This window comes from Niallia sp., from assembly GCF_031978665.1.
GTDB lineage: Bacteria > Bacillota > Bacilli > Bacillales > Cytobacillaceae > Niallia.
In genome coordinates, this window is record NZ_DALZDK010000009.1 from 102019 (window position 1) to 120575 (window position 18557).

Here is an 18557-nt window from a genome sequence, read left to right on the forward strand (position 1 = left end):
AAACTTTGAATATATGATCCAAAGTTCGAATAAATGATCCAAACTTTGAATATATGATCCAAAGTTCGAATATATGATCCAAACGCCGAATATATGTATATGATCCAAATCACAACATCCCCCCCACAGTCCTACAAAAAAACACCACCCAATCAAAAATAATTAAGTGGTGTCAGCTATTCATCAATCAATCATGGAAATTCATACCATCTGTTACTTCTTTAACAACTCCAGCACGAATGACAAAATCTCCGAAGTGTTCATTTTCTAAGCGTTCTTTTGCATAACGAGGGAGCAATACACGAAGCTCTGAAAGGATTTCTTCCTCGCCAACATTTTCACGATAGAGTTTGCTTAAGCGGCTTCCGTTAAAGGCTGCGCCTAAATACATATTGTATTTCCCAGGCCCTTTACCGATAAATCCAATCTCACCTAATGCATGGCGAGCACAGCCGTTAGGACACCCGGTCATACGAATGGTTATCTCTTCTTCACGTAATCCATTTTCATCAACTATTTCTTCAATCTTATCAATTAAGACTGGTAAATAGCGCTCTGCCTCTGCCATTGCTAAACCACATGTTGGTAGAGACACACAAGCGATCGAATTACGGCGCAAGGCAGAAAAGCGTTTTCCATCCATGATGCCAAATTGCTCTATTAAATTAGCAATTTGCTTTTTATTGCGACTTGAAACATTCGCAATTACTAAATTCTGATTAGCTGTTAATCGGAAATCACCAGTGTGTACTTTGGCAATCTCGCGTAATCCAGTCATTAAAGGGTAGTTTTCATAATCTTTAATACGGCCACCTTCAACAAATAGGGTGAAATGCCATTTTCCTTTGATGCCTTTTTCCCAGCCATAGCGATCCCCATTGTGGTTAAAATGAAATTCTCTTGCTGCTTGAAGCTTCCAGCCTAAGCGGTTTTCTAATTCTTCGACAATATTCTCTAAGCCGAGACGGTCGACGGTATATTTAAAACGAGCATTCTTACGAACGGAGCGATTGCCATAATCTCGCTGAATCGTAATTACTTTTTCAGCCACATCAAGAATTTGTTCTGGTGTACAGAATCCGATCACTTTCGCAAGCTGTGGATAGGTTGCTTTATCCCCATGAGTCATTCCCATTCCGCCACCAATTGCTACATTGAATCCAACCAGTTTTTGGCCTTCTGTAATAGCAATAAGTCCAAGATCTTGGGAAAATACATCAATATCATTGGAAGGAGGAACGGCGATTCCGATTTTAAACTTTCTAGGCAAATAAAGTTTTCCATACATTGGCTCTATTTCGGTTTCCTCTACAGTTGGAGAGAAAGCTACTTTTTCCTGATCTAACCAAAGCTCATGATAGGCTCTTGTACGAGGAAGTAAATAATCACTTAATTTTTGTGACCATTCATAAACCTCGCTATGGAGCTCTGACTGATACGGATTTGGGTTACACATAACATTACGATTTACATCGCCACAAGCTGCAATCGTATCAAGTAAGGACTGATGGATATCTTGTATCGTTTGTTTCATATTCCATTTTAAAATGCCATGCATTTGGAAAGCTTGGCGGGTCGTTAATTTTAAGGTATTATTTCCATATTTCTGTGCCAAATCATCCATTGTCAGCCATTGAGCCGGTGTTGCCACTCCACCTGGAGTTCGAACACGGAGCATAAATTGGTAGGCAGGCTCAAGCTTTTGCTTTGCTCGTTCATTTCGAATATCGCGATCATCCTGCAAATAGCTGCCATGAAATTTCATTAACCGGTTATCGTCTTCAGAAATACCAGAACTTAATTCCTCTTCCATGGATTCTTTTAGGGTGCCACGTAAATAATTGCTTTCTTCTTTAATTCGTTCCACATCACTTGGTGGTCCATCTGGTGCTTTTAATACTTGTTTCGCCATTTTAGAAAACTCCTTTCCTGCCAAAATAATTAATATACATCACGTTGATAACGTTTGTTCTGAGTCATCGCTGCTACGTATTCCTCAGCTTGTTCTAATGACATTTGGCCTTCTTTTTGAATAATAGCAAGAAGTGTTTGATGCACATCATGTGCCATATGCTTTTCATCTCCACAAATATAGAGAACTGCTCCTTCTTCCAGCCATTCAAATAGCTCTTTACTGTGTTCAAGCATACGATGCTGAACATAGACCTTTTCTGCTTTATCACGGGAAAATGCAATATTCATTTTCGTTAACACGCCATCTTTAAGCCAGTTTTGCCATTCTGTTTGATAGAGAAAGTCTGTCACAAAATGCTGGTCTCCAAAGAAAAGCCATGATTTTCCGTTAGCACCTATTTCTTCTCTTTCTTGTAAGAAAGAACGGAATGGAGCAACTCCTGTTCCTGGACCAACCATAATAATTGGCGTGTCTGGACTGTCAGGAAGCTTGAAATTTTCATTGTTTTGTATATAAATAGGCAGTTTATCGCCAGGTTGGATACGTTCAGCTAGTTGGACGGAGCAAACGCCGTTGCGATCTCGTCCATTTGCATGATAACGAACTGCACCAATGGTTAAATGTACTTCATCAGGATTTGCCTGGTAGCTGCTGGCGATGGAATAAAGACGTGTCGGCAGTTTACGAAGCAAGGACACAAATGTTTGTGCATTTATTTCTAATGGACCAAAATCTTGGATAAGATCTAATAAGTCCCGGCCATTCAAATAAGCTTTTAATTTGTCTTCGTTTCCTTTAGCGAGCAGTTCATCTAAAGACTTATTTGCTGCTAGTTCGGAAAACTTTTGTAATAGTGGCTTTGTTAAAACAGTAATTTCATAGTAAGTTAATAAAGCCTCCCTAAAAGCAAGAACTTCCCCTTGTTTATTTATCGTTACACTTTCTGTTTTAGAGAAGCCTAGTTTATTAATTAAAAGGTCTACTAGCTCTGGATCGTTATTCGGGAATATTCCAAGGCTGTCGCCTGGTTTGAAGGTAATTCCAGAATCCTCAATAGAAAGTTCCACATGCAAGGTTTCTTTATTTGAACCACGTCCATTTAGATTGATAATGTCTAATACTTCAGCATAATACGGATTGCTGCGAGAATAGCCGGAATCTTGAATGGAAGATGGTATTGTGCTTATGGCATTAGATACTGTTGATTCCGATTGAAGATTCAACCCACTAACGACACCTGCAAACCATTCACTTGCTGGTTCATCATAATCAAGATCACAATCGACACGGGGATAAAGTCTAGTTCCGCCTAATTCTTCTAAACGCTCATCAAATTGTTTTCCTGTTTCGCAAAAGAATTCATACGAACTATCACCAAGTGCTAATACAGAGTAGTGGAAATCCTCTAGCTTAGGTGCTCGTTTACCGTGCAGGAATTCATGGAAAGCGATTGCTGTATCTGGTGGATCACCTTCGCCATGTGTACTAACAATAATAAGAAGATTTTGTATCTTTTTGAGATTATTTGCCTTAAAGTCACTCATCGATTGCACAGTAACATTAAATCCTAGTTCCTTTAAACGGTTGCCATGATTTTTGGCAAGGTTTTGTGCATTACCAGTTTGAGATCCAAAAAGAATCGTAATGTCTTTTGTAATGGGATTTGCTGTTTTTTGTTCCGTTATTTCAGTAGTTAAGCTAGGTTCTCCTGCTGTTGCGACTACCGTCGAGGAAGCGGATAAATAGCCATTGAGCCAAATTTTCTGTGATTCTGTTAAAGTTGGTAAAAGGCGGTTTAATAATTCTGTTTGTTCTTGATTAAACGGACTGTTTACTACTTGAAGCTGCAACACTTTCACCTCACAAGGATATTAACATTTCTTGTCGAAATTTGATTAGTAAGATAATTCTTGACATTTATTTTATAATGAAAAAGGAGGATTGTCACTGTGTTTTTATTAATCCCATCAGACAAATCGGATTAGAAAAACAAAAGTGCCTGTTTTATTTAGAACAAGCTGGGGGATGATGTTTTTCTAAAAGGATATGAATTTGTATTAGGTTGTTCCGTCTTTTAATAGCAAAATTAAAACCAGCCTCTTACAAAGATAATCGAATAGTGGATTAACAAAACGAGTGATGGAAAGCTGGATAGGCGCAAGGACATTAACAAAAACAAACCAAAAACGCCTAAATCATCCTCCTATTACACGTATACTAATTGTACTTTACTGTAATTGAAAGAATTAGTAAAATACATATAAATTATTGAAACTATTAGTATTTCTAATAATTAGTTAGCAAGTTTTCATTTTTATTTATCAAAAATTCTAACTAGATAACAATAAACATATACACATGGATTATTGGAGGAGAAAACCATGCAGTACGACGCATTAAAAACATTTGTGACGCTTGTTGAAGTGAAGAATTTTACTAAAACAGCAGAAATGCTGCTTATGTCTCAGCCGAGTGTGAGTCTCCATATCAAAAATCTTGAAAAAGAATTTCAAACAAAATTACTGGACCGGTCACCTAAGTATTTAAAAGTAACGCCAACTGGTCAAATGTTATATGATTGTGCGGTTCAGATGATTCGCCTATATGAACAGACAAGACAGCATATTATGGAGCATCATCATGCGATAAAAGGGGAGCTAAAAATAGGTGCAAGCTTTACAATTGGCGAGTATATTCTGCCATCCTTATTACTTGATTTGCAAAAACAGCATCCGGAGTTGCAGATACAAGCGACAATTGGTAATACAGAAGAAATTGTCCAAGCAGTAAGACTATATGAAGTAGATATTGGCTTAATTGAAGGACAGACAAATGATAAGGAATTGGACGTTATCCCCTTTATGGAGGATGAGCTATTTATTGTCGCATCTGTTCACCACCCATTGGCAAATCGAGAAGAAGTTGCGATTTCCGAGCTCCATGACCAAGCATGGATTACCAGAGAGGTTGGATCAGGGACAAGGGAATACTTAAATCATGTTATCCGCTCCAATGGATTAAGGGCAAAATCCTTTTTAACCATTAGTAGTAATCAAGGCATTAAAGAAACGCTTATAAATGGAAATGGGCTTTCTCTTTTATCCCAAAGTGTTATTGAAAGAGATGTAAAGAACAGGAACCTATGTATTATTCCAGTCGTAAATACTCGATTTACACGGAGACTTTCCTATCTAATTGCCCCCATTATGAAGGAGAAGCAAAACGTTCTTACCTTTATCGAGACACTGACGGAGACTTTTCCTTATTCAGAGTAATAACATAGTCTAGGCGAGATGTATAACTACAGGTATTTAGCATCATCCTAAGAAAAAAACAGAATAACCCTTCTATATTCATAGAAAAATGGCTAGTTTTTGTAGTATGATAACAAAGGAATTTTTTTATTATATAAAGGAAAAGTGAAGACTTGCTTTTTCTAAAATAAGGAGAACTACTTGTCTATGAAGAAAAAAAACAAAACAACTCGCCTAGTTCTACTCGGACTGCTTTCAGCAATTATTATTATTCAAACCTTTGTTCCGTTATTAGGGTATATTCCGATTGGCCCGCTTAGTTTAACAATTATTCAGGTTACAGTAATCATCGCTGCAATTGTATTGGGAACATTAGATGGTGCAATTATAGGGGGAGTCTGGGGATTAATAACCTTCATCCGTGCTTTCATCTATCCAACAAGTATCCTTGCGCCGATCATTTTTACCAATCCGTTAATTTCTGTTTTTCCAAGAATAATGATTGGAGTCGTGGCAGGACTTCTTTTCTATAAAGTGTTAAAAGGCAGAATGAATGAGACGCTAGCCATGAGTATTTCCGGGGTTATCGGCTCTTTAACGAATACGATTCTCGTTATGGGCTTTGTTTATTTATTTGTAAGAGAACCGTATGCAAACGCAATTAATGTTAATGTAGAAGATCTATTACCAGCAATCTTAGCTATAGTTGGTACAAATGGAATTCCAGAAGCGATATTTTCTGGAATCATTACGCCAATTATCGCTAAGCCATTATTAAAAATAAGAAAAAGATAAAGAATTGAAAAAATAGCTGATGCAGTAGTGCTAATCGGCTATTTTTTTGCGAAAAAAAGAATTGTTTTGTAAGTAGGTCATGCACAAAGTAAAATATTTTTGATATAAATAAAGAAAGAGTATCCATACTAAATAAGTAGGAACTACGAAAGAATAATTCCGACTAAACAACTAGAAAAACTTATTGACAATAATAGCAATTATGATAAAATTTAGAAAATAACGATGCTTATCAAGAGAGACTGAGGGAATTGGCCCAAAGAAGTCCGGCAACCTACTAATTACGCAAGGTGCTAAATCCAACAAAATGGATATCCATTTTGAAAGATAAGGTAAGGAATAATTACCTGATATCTTTCCAAACGGAAGGATTTTTTTATCGTTTAGCTACTCCTTACGAATACCAAAAACAAACAGTCATTGGTAAGCATTTCTGTAATTCAATAGATGTCTAGCTTAGCAGACTCATTTCTAATGGATTTATAAAAGGTTCACCTTTTAAAGGAGGGATTTGTTGGTGGGGGAAACAAATCAGCTGGGCAAAGTGAAATCTCAATTAGAGGAAATTCTTAAAACAATGAAGTTTGGATCTGTCACATTAGTTGTACAGGATGGGAAAATAATTCAAATTGAGAAAAACGAAAAAATACGCTTAGGAAAATAACAGGAAGCCTCCTGTTAACTAGCGAGTTATAAAGAAGCTGACTAGATAAACTAGAGGCAACTTTAACTAAATAGGTGGGTTAAAGCTGTCTTTTTTATATAAATGGCACATTAATCCATAAATATTTGATACTAGAAGTAGTTTTTAATGATAGAAATTGGTAGCATTTGCGCTATATTTTATAGGCGCTTTGAGCTTTTCTAATAAGAATGGAGGATTTTTATGAGTCAGTTATTAACCTATGAAACGATAGATACGTATCCTCCTGTTGACTTTCCAAGTGAAACGGAAACAAAGGGAGCCTTAGAGGTTTTAAAGTGGGCCTATGATACGTACAAAGACGATATTGTCTATGCCTGTAGTTTTGGAATAGAAGGAATTGTACTAATTGATTTGATTTCTAAAATAAAAAAAGATGCTCATATTGTTTTTTTAGATACAGATGTACATTTTGACGAAACATATGAATTGATTGAAAAAGTGAAAAAGCGGTATCCAGATTTGCAAATTGAGTTGAAAAAACCAGCGATTACACTAGAAGAACAGGCTGCTCAATATGGAGAGGAGCTTTGGTTATCCAATCCGAATAAGTGCTGTGAGATTCGGAAAGTTATTCCTTTAAATGAAGTCCTATCTGAGCCAGTTGCTTGGATATCTGGACTTCGAAGAGAACAGTCCGAATCAAGAAAAAATACGCAATACCTAAATAAGGATAATAAATTCAAGTCAATTAAAGTTTGTCCACTTATACATTGGACATGGAAAGATGTTTGGAGATATGCCCATAAGAATTCCCTAGATTACAATATTCTCCATGATAGGGGCTATCCAAGCATTGGTTGCAGAACCTGTACACAGCCTGCTATTAATATGGAAGATTTACGATCTGGAAGATGGACAGGAAAAGGGAAAACAGAATGCGGGTTACACTTACAATAAATGAGTAGAGGTAAAAAGGTATGATCGTAATTTTAGCAGGTATTATGTCATTGTTTTTTGCAATGAACATTGGCGCAAGTGGGGCTGCAGCAAGCCTAGGTGTTGCATATGGATCAGGCGCCATTCCCAAAAAAAGAGTAGCTCTGCTTATATGTGCGGTTGCAATCTTACTAGGGGCAGTTATTGGCGGAAGCGAAGTAGTAAAGACAGTCGGGGAAGGGTTAATTCCAAGTGATCTTCTTGATGCGAAAATTGTTTTAATCATTTTATCGTCAGCTGCTCTTTCCTTATTTATTGCTAATATAATGGGGATTCCACTATCAACAAGTGAAATTACAGTTGGAAGTGTCGTAGGAGTAGGTGTAGCTTTTAAAAGCTTATACATTGCTAATATTTTATGGATTGTCTTCTTTTGGTTTCTTGTTCCAATCGTTTCTTTTTTTATTGCTTTAGGGGCTGGAAAATATATAAGAAAGCTTGAAAGTCATAATGAATGGATTCGTAATCCAGGTAATGAAAAATATTTATCTATTTTTGTCATTATCATTGGATGCTTTGAAGCCTTCTCTGCTGGCATGAACAATGTCGCAAACTCTATTGGACCGTTAGTTGGTGCTGATATGATATCCATGCAAACGGGAGTAGTTGTTGGAGGGGTTTTCATTGCAATTGGTGCCTTTTTGTTAGGTGGAAGAGTCCTGCAGACGAACGGAAAGAAAATTGTCCAATTTAGCAAGCTTGAAGGAGGACTAATTTCTGGAACTGGCGCAACATTAGTGACAATTGCTTCTATTTTTGGAATACCAGTTCCACTAACACAAGTTACTAGCTCTGCCATTATTGGAATAGGTGTGTCAAAGAATGGCTATGGAATGTTAAAAAAGAAACTAGTGCTAAGGATATTTAAGGTATGGATTGTTTCTCCAGTCTTATCTCTAGTCATTTCCTATAGCTTAGTTCAATTATTCATTAAAGCAGATATTTATAATGTACTTATAATTCTTAGTGTATGTATTGCTACACTTGGGATTATAAGCCTAATGAAAACCATTCGCGAAGATAACAGCACTATTTATGAAGACGGTGGCGGAATTTAATTATACTAACTCGGAAAAAGAAAGGTGTGCTAAAAAATGTCATTAAGTCAACCACATGGTGGAAAATTAATTAATTTATATGAACCAACTTTTGATGTATCTGAACTAAAGGTAGAACTAGAAATTGATACAATTGCACTTAGTGATCTGGAGTTGATTGGAAACGGTGCGTATAGCCCGCTAACAGGATTTCTTTCACAAAAAGATTATGAAGCGGTTGTGGAAAATATGCATTTATCTACAGGCGAAGTATGGAGTATCCCTATAACATTGCCTATTTCAAAGGAACAATCAGAAAAAATTGAACTTGATGATACAGTGAAATTAGTACATCAAGGAGAAGTATATGGTGTACTTACAGTGAAGGATATTTACATTCCTAATAAAAATAAAGAAGCAGTATCCGTTTACCGTACCGATGATTTAGCACATCCTGGTGTGAAAAAAATGTTTGACCGCGGAAATATTTATCTTGGCGGACCAATCAAGCTTATAAAGAAAGTAGAAAAAACAGATTTCAGTAGCTTTTACTTGGACCCAGCAGAAACAAGAGCAGTTTTTGCAGAAAAAGGCTGGAAGACTGTAGTAGGATTCCAAACAAGAAATCCTGTTCACCGTGCCCATGAATATATCCAAAAATCAGCACTTGAAATTGTCGATGGTTTATTTTTAAATCCATTAGTAGGAGAAACGAAAGCAGATGATATTCCAGCGGATGTTCGTATGGAGAGTTACCAAGTATTATTGAAAAATTATTATCCTGAGAATCGCGTTTTCTTAGCTGTATTCCCAGCTGCGATGCGTTATGCAGGACCAAGAGAAGCAGTATTCCACGCGATGGTTAGAAAGAATTATGGCTGTACCCATTTTATCGTAGGTCGTGATCATGCTGGAGTAGGCAGTTATTATGGAACCTATGACGCACAAAGAATTTTTGATCAATTTACACAAGATGAGTTAGGCATTAATCTATTATTCTTTGAACATAGTTTTTATTGTAAGAAATGTGAGAACATGGCTTCTACAAAGACTTGTCCACATGGTAGCGAGCATCATGAGATTTTGTCAGGTACGAAAGTTCGTGAGCTTTTAAGAAATGGAGAAATTCCACCAAGCACATTTAGCCGCAAAGAAGTAGTGGAAGTATTAATCAAAGGATTACAAAAACAAGAAATCCATTCTTAAAGGAGAGAGAACTGTTGAGCCAAAGTACAAATATCACATGGCATGACCATACTGTAACAAAGAGAGACAGAAGAGAAAAAAATAAACACCATAGCTATGTATTATGGTTTACCGGGTTATCTGGTTCTGGGAAATCAACAGTTGCAAATGCTGTAGCGAAAAGATTATTTGAAGACCAGACAAATAGCTATGTGCTAGATGGAGATAATATTCGTTTTGGAATCAATAAAGACTTAGGATTTTCTGATGAGGATCGTAAAGAAAACATCAGAAGAATTGGAGAAGTTAGCAAGCTGTTTGTAGACAGTGGGCAGGTAGTACTAACTGCTTTTATTTCTCCATTTCGAGAAGATCGTGATAGAGTAAGAGCTTTATTAGAAGAAAACGAGTTTGTTGAAGTTTATATAAAATGTTCCATAGAGGCTTGTGAAGCGCGGGATCCAAAAGGCTTGTATGAGAAGGCAAGAAAAGGGATCATTAAAGACTTCACTGGGATTAGTTCTCCATATGAGGAGCCTCTTCATCCAGAAATAGTAGTGGATACAGAAAAACATTCCATTGAAGAGTGTGTGGAACAAATCGTACAATATTTAAAAGAAAAAGAATATTACATCTCTTAATGTAGGGAAAAGGAGAAACTTGGGCGTAAATAAATACTATTCGTTCATCGTTATTTCCTTTCCCCACTTTTTTTAACAAGTCCTAAGAGAAAGAAACAACAAGAAGGGTGGATAAAATGGGGAAAGTATATCTAGTTGGTGCAGGACCAGGAGATCCAGATTTAATAACGGTAAAGGGATTAAAATGTATCAAAAATGCAGATGTTATTTTATATGATCGTTTAGTAAATCGAGAGCTATTAGAATTTGCGAGACCTAAGGCTGAACTAATTTATTGTGGTAAGCTACCCCATCATCACGCCATGAAGCAGGAATTGATTAATCAAACTTTAGTCAAACATGCGAAAAAGGGGAAAATCGTAACGCGACTAAAAGGCGGTGACCCTTTTGTATTTGGAAGGGGTGGAGAGGAAGCAGAAGAATTAGCAAAAAATCAGATTCCCTTTGAAATTGTGCCAGGGATTACAGCAGGCATTGCTGCACCAAGCTATGCAGGTATCCCGGTGACGCACCGTAATTATGGATCTTCCTTCGCATTTGTAACAGGTCATATGAAAAATGGGGAGGAAGACCATATTAAATGGGAGGCACTTTCGCAAATTGATACGCTTGCAATCTATATGGGAGTGAAAAATCTACCATATATTCAGTCGAAGCTACTGTCTTTTGGGAGAAATAGCGCAACACCCGTTGCTTTAATAAATTGGGGAACGACTTTTAACCAAAAGACTATTATAACGGACTTAATGCATGTATTAGAGGACGCAGAAAAAGGGAAAATAGAAAATCCATGTATGATTGTAATTGGAGAAGTAGTAAAAATGCGAGAGAAAATCCAATGGTTTGAAGAGAGCTTCGGAGAAACCATTCCGAAAGAGGTTGTTTGATAATGGAAGCTGTATTATATATTTGTCATGGAAGCAGGGTCCAGGAAGCAAGCGCACAGGCGATTTCCTTTGTTAAGAAATGTATGGAAACGAATGAATTTCAGGGCATACAAGAATATTCCTTCTTAGAATTGTCGGAGCCTGCCATAGAGGAAGGGTTTCGTAATTGTGTCGAAAAAGGTGCTACCATTATCCATATCATACCCGTTTTGCTTCTGACAGCAGCCCATGCCAAAAAAGATATTCCCGAAGTATTAGAAAAGCTCTCGATAAAATATCCACATGTTCAAATTAAATATGGCAGACCAATTGGTGTGCATCCACAGATGGTCGAAATTGTTGCAGATAAAATTAGAAATACAAGCCTTTATCAGGAAACAAATGAGGAAATACTTGTTATTCTGGTTGGGCGTGGAAGTAGCGATCCGGATGTAAAACAGGATTTGGGTAAAATTGCGTCTTTAATTGAAAAACGAGTAGAACGAATTACTGTAGAGGATTGCTATTTAACGGCTGCGCAGCCTAGCTTTGAAGAAGCACTTCAAATAGCTGAGCATTCAACTTATCGCCATGTGTTAGTAATTCCGTATCTTCTATTTACCGGTATTTTAATGAAGTCGATGGAAAAAACAATTAATAAAATCAAAAGTACCGATAAAGAATACGTGCTTGCTCCTTATTTAGGCTATGATCCCTTAATAGCAGGGATTTTAAAAGAAAGAGTTGATGAAATGATGGTAGGAAACGAATATGCTCTCATTACTGGTTGATATAAAGGACAAACATTGTGTGGTAGTAGGTGGCGGGAAGGTTGCATATCGAAAGGTAATACTGCTTCTTGAGGAAGAGGCAAATGTAACAGTAATTAGTCCTGAAGTATGTAGCGAGCTGGAAGAACTTTCGAAAAATGGGAAAATACAGCTGTTTCAAAGAAAAGGAGCAGATGAAGATTTTACTGATGCTTTTCTAACCATTGCTGCAACGAATGATCGACAAGAAAATCGCCGCATTACCCAAAGATTAAAGTCCATTAGCTTAGTGAACGATGCTTCTTCTTTTGAAGAGGGAAATTGTCAAATTCCAGCTAGTTTTAAAAAAGGGCGTTTACATTTAAGTGTTTCTACGAATGGAGCAAGTCCGAAGCTAGCTAAGAAGATGAAAGAAGAATGGCAGCAGACATATGATGATAATTATATTGCATATATTGACTTTTTATATCAGGTTCGCACCCTTTTAAAGCAAAAGTCATTTTTGTCTGATGCTTCCAATGCTATCTTAGATGAAATCTTAGATGATGCTTATAGAGATTCAGCTACTTTACGAAATATTTACTATGAAAAACTCCTAAACCTTTAAAGTGATACAAGGCATAAGGGGTTTTTTATGCATTTCTTACACTAGTAAAATTCTAAAGACCAATCCCAGAATACGAAGTAGTCTTTTCCTCACTTGAAATTTTTTAATCCCCTTCTTTTTATTTCTAGTTTCATCCAATTATCATATTGTATCATTACCATGTTTAACATATAATTTTTGTATAATGGTATTATTTTCATAACTTTTAAATAAATCGATTCTAGTTCAAAAAAGGTGGCTATCTTTTAAACTGGCAGATTGATAGGAGGATACATGAGATTTAGTACAAAGCTTTATTTTGGTTTAGGAATTATCTTTGTTTTAATTACCATCCTAATTATTGTACTTATGAGTATGCTTCGGCAGCAAAATGACAAGATGCATGTACTTGTTAATGACAAAACAGAAAGAATAAATGCTGCTTATACATTAAAAAATGAAATTAATAACTTGAGCAGAGAGATATATGAACTATCCTCTCAACCTTCCAAAACGTTGAGTGAAATAACGATGAGGCAAATGGAAGATACAAGAAAAGAAATAAATGAAGCGTATAACTTCTTAACAGATAAAGACAAAAAAGAAGAAACACAGGATTTATTAATAAAGTTTTCGACAATTTATGAGATCTATGAAGAAAAGGGAGAGCAAGTAGCGGAAGCAGAAGATAAAAAAATGAATACGAATTTTTGGATTAGAGAAAATGATGAAAAAAATAGATTGTTACAAATTGCCAGTTCTCTTTATACTGTACAGCTTCAAGAAATGCAAGAGGATCTAGCAAATTCAAAAAAAAGGTATGATATTGTTGTTTTAATGACATATGTCTATATAACTATCGGTGTTGTATGTAGCATTGCGGTTGCCATTTATTTAATAAGAGGATTAACGAAAAATTTAAACAAAGTTACTACTGTCATGTCTGGTATTTCTTATAAAAAGGGAATTAAATTTCCCCGATTAGAGGTTCATTCAAAAGATGAACTAGGAGAAATTGCGCGTGCCTTTAATGAAATGGTAACGACTTTAGAAAAGTATTCTCGAGATGAAATGGAAAGCAGGGCAAAGGCGGAAGAACAAAGCTGGCTTGATTCACGTTTGGCAGAAATTACAACTAGTTTTTCGATGTCGGAAACAATGGAGTCGCTTTCAGATTGCTTTATTAGTCAAATTACACCAGCAGTAGGTGCTCAATATGGTGTATTCTATTTTTTAAATAAGAAGGGCGAGGCGCGCTATCTAGAGGAAATAGGGCATTATGCCTTCCATAATGAAGATCGACCATCTATTATCCAGCTTGGAGAAGGATTAGTAGGACAAGCTGCTAAGGAGAATAAAAGCATCAGTCTTATTGATATTCCTGAAGGATACATAAAGATTAAGTCTGGTTCAGGAGAGGCGGAACCAAAACAAGTGCTTATTTATCCTGTTTCCTATGAAGGGAAAGTATTAGCCATTGTAGAATTAGCCTCTTTGCAATATTTTAGACCTGTTCAACGAAACTTACTTAAAGCCGTGGTGGAATATCTGGGTATATCCATTCACGGAATTGTTAACCGACTGGAAGTAAAGCGATTATTAGAAGATGAACAACGGTTGACAGAGGAGCTACAAAGCCAATCGGAGGAGCTTCAGGCTCAGCAGCAGGAATTAATGGCGATTAATGAGGAGCTTCAGGCACAATACAGAGTGTCAGAGGAGAAAAATGCCGAACTTGAAAAGATAGGAAAGAAATTAGAGGAAAAGGCGCAACAGTTAGTTTATAGCTCCCAATATAAATCAGAGTTTTTGGCAAATATGTCTCATGAACTTCGAACCCCTTTAAATAGCATGCTGATCTTGTCACAAATGCTAGTGGAAAAAGAAAATGAAAATTTAAATGCAAAACAAATTCAATACTTGCAGACAATTAATTATTCTGGCAATGAATTATTAAGATTAATTAATGAAATATTGGATTTGGAAAAAATTGAGACTGGTATGATGGAAATAATAGTGGAGCCAGTAAAAATGGAGGAAATCCAAAACTGTTTGAAAAATCAATTTTCTCCGATTGCCAATCAGAAAAAACTGGATTTTTCCATAAAAGTGGAGAAAGAGGTTCCTGCCTTCATTGAAACCGATGCACATCGTTTAAATCAGGTGTTAAAAAATCTATTGTCAAATGCCTTTAAATTTACGGAAAAAGGAAGGATAGAGCTGTCAATTCGGTTGGAGAATACTTCTAAGTTAGCTATATCGAATGAAGCGGTACTATCCTTTACCGTGAAGGATACAGGGATTGGTATCCCTGAGGAAAAAATGGATATTATTTTTGAGCCCTTTAAGCAAGCGGATGGAACAATCAGCAGAAAATACGGGGGAACTGGCCTTGGGTTATCTATCTGTAAGGAAATTTCTCACTTGCTTGGAGGAAAATTGGAAGCGACTAGTATCGAAGGCATGGGAAGTTCTTTTTCTCTCTATTTGCCTATAAAGAGACAGAAGGAGTTAGGAAAAGGAGTAGCTAAGGAGACATTGCAGAAGGAAGAGAGCGTCCGACAGGTTGCAGCAACGACTGAAGAAGTAATAGAGACCATTCAATCGAATAAAAATGCTAATTTGACGGGAAAGAAAGTCCTAATCATTGATGATGATATACGTAATATTTTTTCCATCCATGCAGCATTGGAAGAGTACAATATTGATATTCTTTACTCGGAAAATGGCAAGGACGGTATAAGCCTTTTAGAGAAAAACCCGGATATTGATCTTGTATTAATGGATATTATGATGCCAGAAATGAGCGGCTTAGAAGCTATTTCCATCATAAGGGATAAAGAGGATTATAAAACATTGCCTATTATTGCACTAACTGCAAAAGCAATGAAGCATAATCGAGAACAGTGTATAGAAGCGGGTGCATCTGATTATATTAGTAAACCGGTTAATTTAGAACAATTATATTCGCTTATTCAAGTTTGGCTTTATAAAGAATAATAGAACGACACTAGTGTTTAGCTACGTTGGTAAAAGGCTTGTTAATAGATAGGAGGCTTCATATATTTATGCAGAATTCGGCTCAATCTATAGAACAAAAGAAAAATCTATCTACTTCACTATCGGAACCGATCTACATTTTAATGGTAGATGATTTACAAGAGAATCTTTTGGCGTTAGAAGCAGTGTTAAATAATCCTCGTTATCATTTAGTTTTTGCTAAATCAGGTGAAGAAGCACTGAAATTCATTTTGACTTATGATTTTGCTGTTATTCTGCTAGATGTTCAAATGCCAGGGCTAAATGGTTTTGAAACAGCAAAATTAATTAAAGAACGTAAAAAATCTCGACATATTCCCATTATTTTTATTACCGCAATCAGCCAAGATATGCAACATATTATGCAAGGATATCAAGTAGGTGCCATTGACTATATTGTAAAGCCATTTAATCCAGAAGCGTTGAAAAGCAAAGTGGCACAGTTTGTTCAAATTTATGAAAGTCATACCAAAAGTCTCCATGAGATGAACTGGCAAACAACCTCTGAATTGGAAAAAATGGATAAGGAACTGCGAATAACCAAAATGGATTTGACTAAAAATGCTGTATTTTCTTCTATCTTACAGAAAGCATTGCAAGATACGATTGTCACTTTCGATGAAGAAGGAACTATTATTAGTGTCAATCCAAGTGTGAGAAAAATGTTTGGTTATGGAGAAGATGATTTAATCGGTTCTTCTATTGAAGTTCTCTTGCATTCTATTGAATCAGAGATTTCTGAAGAAACACCTATTTCATTGGATATGTTAGTTCCAAATTTTATTGGTAGAATGATAGAAGCAAAAGCTAAACGAAAGAATAATATTGTTTTTCCAGTTGATATATACATTGGGGACGCAATGGTTGAAGATTACCAATTATTTGTATGTACGATTCGAGATATTTCTGAAAGAAAAGAGGTAGAGCTATTAAGAAAGCAGCAAGTCGATCAATTAGAGCTTGTTGTGGAAGAAAGAACGCTAGAGCTCCTATCAATGAATCATAAGCTACATAGAGAACGAGAAGAAAAATCAAAAGTAACAGATGATTTAATACTTTCAGAAGGGCGATTTCGGCAAATATTTGAAGCAAGTCCATGTTTGATGGCAATACGTTCCCTGCAAGATCCTACTTTTATTGCTGTAAATAAAAACTGGGTAAAAAGCACAGGTTATACGATCGAAGAGTTACAGGAGGATAGCTATCAGTGGGAAATTTCCAAGGATGTGAATGGCATAGAAGAGATTTTTCATGAAGAAGAATGGCAGTTCCCTTTAAAAAATCAAAGAGTTTTTTTTACGATAAAAAATGGGGAACAGAAGCAAGGCTTATTATCTACTGAAATTATAACGATTAAGAATAAAAATTGTGTATTAATTGTATTAAATGATATAACAGAGAGAGTGGCTTTTGAAAAAGAAATGGCGAGACTAGATCAATTAAACCTTGTTGGAGAAATGGCTGCAGGAATCGCGCATGAAATTAGAAATCCGATGACAACGGTCCATGGATTTCTGCAAATTGGAAAATCAAATCCATCAAACTTATCATTAGAGCATATGGAATTAATGATTGATGAACTGGATCGGGCAAATAAGATAATCAAGGAATTTCTGACGTTAGCTAAAAACAAAACGAGTGATAAGCGGTTATATTCGTTAAATAAAATTATTGAAATTATTTATCCGTTAATTAACGCGGAGGCTTTATTGACAGGGAAAAAAGTAAATCTGCAATTAGGTGATTGCCCAGAACTCTATTTGGATGAGAAAGAAATACGGCAGCTTTTACTTAACCTTGCTTTAAATGGTTTGGAGGCAATGGAGACAGAAGGAATTCTTACCATAAGAACATTCTGCAAAGGAAAGCATCTGGTACTGGAAATCATCGATAGCGGCAATGGTATTGAAGAAGAAATATTAAAAAAGCTAGGAACTCCTTTTTTTACAACGAAGGACAATGGTACAGGACTTGGTCTTGCGGTATGTTATCGAATTGCAGAGCGCCATATGGCGAGAATAAAAGTTCAGACAGGCGAGAATGGTACAAAATTCTCCGTATATTTTGAAATGGAGGAAAGAAAATAGGGATTGGCTTATCTAGCAGTTCTATTTTTCTTTTTTTGTTGGGAAAGCGCCTCTTTATTTTACTCTGTACATTTATAAGTAACATCTTTAGAAAGCAGCCTATTGGAAAAGGAATTTACTAAGGAACTATCGAAATGATAAGTAAAAAGAATAAGAAAGTGGGTGTTCGAGATGGTTCCACAAAGGGTTTCATTGCTTACATTAGGAGCCTGGCGATTACCAGAATTGCGTAAGTTTTATCAGCTCCTTGGTTGGGAGGAAAAGGAATTTAGTTCAGATGCGTATGCAGTTTTTAAGACGGCTGGTGTGCTCTTAACACTGTTTCCTCTAGAGGAATTGGCAAAGGATGCTGGAATAGAGCTTCAAAGTCCGATGGAAAGTTTTAGAGGAGTTACCTTTGCTATTAATGTAAATACACCAGAAGAAGTAGACAGTGTTATAGAGAAGGTAAAAGCGGCAGGCGGAAAAATTCTAAGAGCGCCAAGTGACGCATTCTGGGGCGGAAGAACCTCTTATTTCGCTGATCCAGAAAATAATCTTTGGGAAGTAGCTTGGAATCCAAGCTCTGTATTTGATGAAAGAGGAGCAATGATTGATTTTTAATAAAGAGAAGTTCCTGTTTAACGGCGTGCAAACTAGAGAATAGGTTCTTTCGTTAAAGAAAACACATACTGTTAAAAAACCAGAGAAACTAAAAGAGCTGATTTTAAAAGCCTTCCGTTTTAAAAATCGCAAGAAAG

General features: G+C 36.3%; 15 protein-coding genes and 1 riboswitch. Of the genes, 13 read left to right on the top strand and 2 right to left on the bottom strand.

The window, feature by feature from the left end; genetic code table 11:
* Positions 1 to 187 precede the first annotated feature (187 nt).
* Both cysI and RTL21_RS07080 read right to left on the bottom strand, forming a co-directional pair.
* Entirely contained in the window at positions 188 to 1912 is a 1725-nt protein-coding gene (gene cysI / locus RTL21_RS07075) for an assimilatory sulfite reductase (NADPH) hemoprotein subunit (protein WP_312094698.1), read from the bottom strand.
* A 29-nt stretch (positions 1913 to 1941) separates the two neighbouring features.
* Positions 1942 to 3765: an assimilatory sulfite reductase (NADPH) flavoprotein subunit gene (locus tag RTL21_RS07080; protein WP_312094700.1), complete on the bottom strand. Its 1824-nt coding sequence runs from the start codon at positions 3763 to 3765 to the stop codon at positions 1942 to 1944.
* A gap of 531 nt (positions 3766 to 4296) precedes the next feature.
* Between RTL21_RS07080 and RTL21_RS07085 the strand changes: the two genes are divergently transcribed.
* From RTL21_RS07085 to RTL21_RS07145, 13 genes are all read left to right on the top strand, one after another.
* On the top strand, positions 4297 to 5190 hold the full coding sequence (locus tag RTL21_RS07085) for a LysR family transcriptional regulator (RefSeq protein ID WP_312094702.1): 894 nt from the start codon (positions 4297 to 4299) through the stop codon (positions 5188 to 5190).
* 186 nt (positions 5191 to 5376) lie between these two features.
* On the top strand, positions 5377 to 5964 hold the full coding sequence (locus tag RTL21_RS07090) for an ECF transporter S component (protein ID WP_312094704.1): 588 nt from the start codon (positions 5377 to 5379) through the stop codon (positions 5962 to 5964).
* Positions 5965 to 6190: 226 nt separating this feature from the next.
* A riboswitch (SAM riboswitch) is annotated at positions 6191 to 6298 on the top strand.
* A 210-nt stretch (positions 6299 to 6508) separates the two neighbouring features.
* Positions 6509 to 6628 carry a YezD family protein gene (locus tag RTL21_RS07095; RefSeq protein ID WP_396954422.1) on the top strand — a complete coding sequence of 40 codons (120 nt, stop codon included), beginning with the start codon at positions 6509 to 6511 and terminating at the stop codon, positions 6626 to 6628.
* Between the two features lie 222 nt (positions 6629 to 6850).
* Positions 6851 to 7567, top strand: coding sequence for a phosphoadenylyl-sulfate reductase (locus RTL21_RS07100; protein WP_312094708.1), 717 nt, complete (start codon positions 6851 to 6853; stop codon positions 7565 to 7567).
* A 20-nt stretch (positions 7568 to 7587) separates the two neighbouring features.
* Positions 7588 to 8664 carry a sulfate permease gene (locus RTL21_RS07105; RefSeq protein WP_312094710.1) on the top strand — a complete coding sequence of 359 codons (1077 nt, stop codon included), beginning with the start codon at positions 7588 to 7590 and terminating at the stop codon, positions 8662 to 8664.
* Positions 8665 to 8700: 36 nt separating this feature from the next.
* The gene (sat, locus tag RTL21_RS07110) at positions 8701 to 9849 is read left to right on the top strand and encodes a sulfate adenylyltransferase (protein WP_312094712.1); all 1149 of its coding nucleotides are present in this window, start codon (positions 8701 to 8703) and stop codon (positions 9847 to 9849) included.
* A 14-nt stretch (positions 9850 to 9863) separates the two neighbouring features.
* On the top strand, positions 9864 to 10469 hold the full coding sequence (gene cysC / locus RTL21_RS07115) for an adenylyl-sulfate kinase (protein WP_312094714.1): 606 nt from the start codon (positions 9864 to 9866) through the stop codon (positions 10467 to 10469).
* Between the two features lie 116 nt (positions 10470 to 10585).
* On the top strand, positions 10586 to 11356 hold the full coding sequence (cobA, locus tag RTL21_RS07120; protein WP_312094716.1) for a uroporphyrinogen-III C-methyltransferase: 771 nt from the start codon (positions 10586 to 10588) through the stop codon (positions 11354 to 11356).
* A 2-nt stretch (positions 11357 to 11358) separates the two neighbouring features.
* Positions 11359 to 12126, top strand: a complete 768-nt coding sequence (locus RTL21_RS07125; protein ID WP_312094718.1) for a sirohydrochlorin chelatase — start codon at positions 11359 to 11361, stop codon at positions 12124 to 12126.
* Positions 12107 to 12712, top strand: coding sequence for an NAD(P)-dependent oxidoreductase (locus tag RTL21_RS07130; RefSeq protein ID WP_312094720.1), 606 nt, complete (start codon positions 12107 to 12109; stop codon positions 12710 to 12712). Before RTL21_RS07125 ends, RTL21_RS07130 begins: the two co-directional genes overlap by 20 nt.
* Before the next feature lie 273 nt (positions 12713 to 12985).
* Positions 12986 to 15691, top strand: a complete 2706-nt coding sequence (locus RTL21_RS07135; protein ID WP_312094722.1) for a hybrid sensor histidine kinase/response regulator — start codon at positions 12986 to 12988, stop codon at positions 15689 to 15691.
* 68 nt (positions 15692 to 15759) lie between these two features.
* Complete coding sequence (locus RTL21_RS07140) at positions 15760 to 17817, top strand: PAS domain S-box protein (RefSeq protein WP_312094724.1); 2058 nt, start codon at positions 15760 to 15762, stop codon at positions 17815 to 17817.
* A 171-nt stretch (positions 17818 to 17988) separates the two neighbouring features.
* Complete coding sequence (locus RTL21_RS07145; RefSeq protein ID WP_312094740.1) at positions 17989 to 18420, top strand: VOC family protein; 432 nt, start codon at positions 17989 to 17991, stop codon at positions 18418 to 18420.
* The last annotated feature ends 137 nt before the right edge of the window (positions 18421 to 18557 follow it).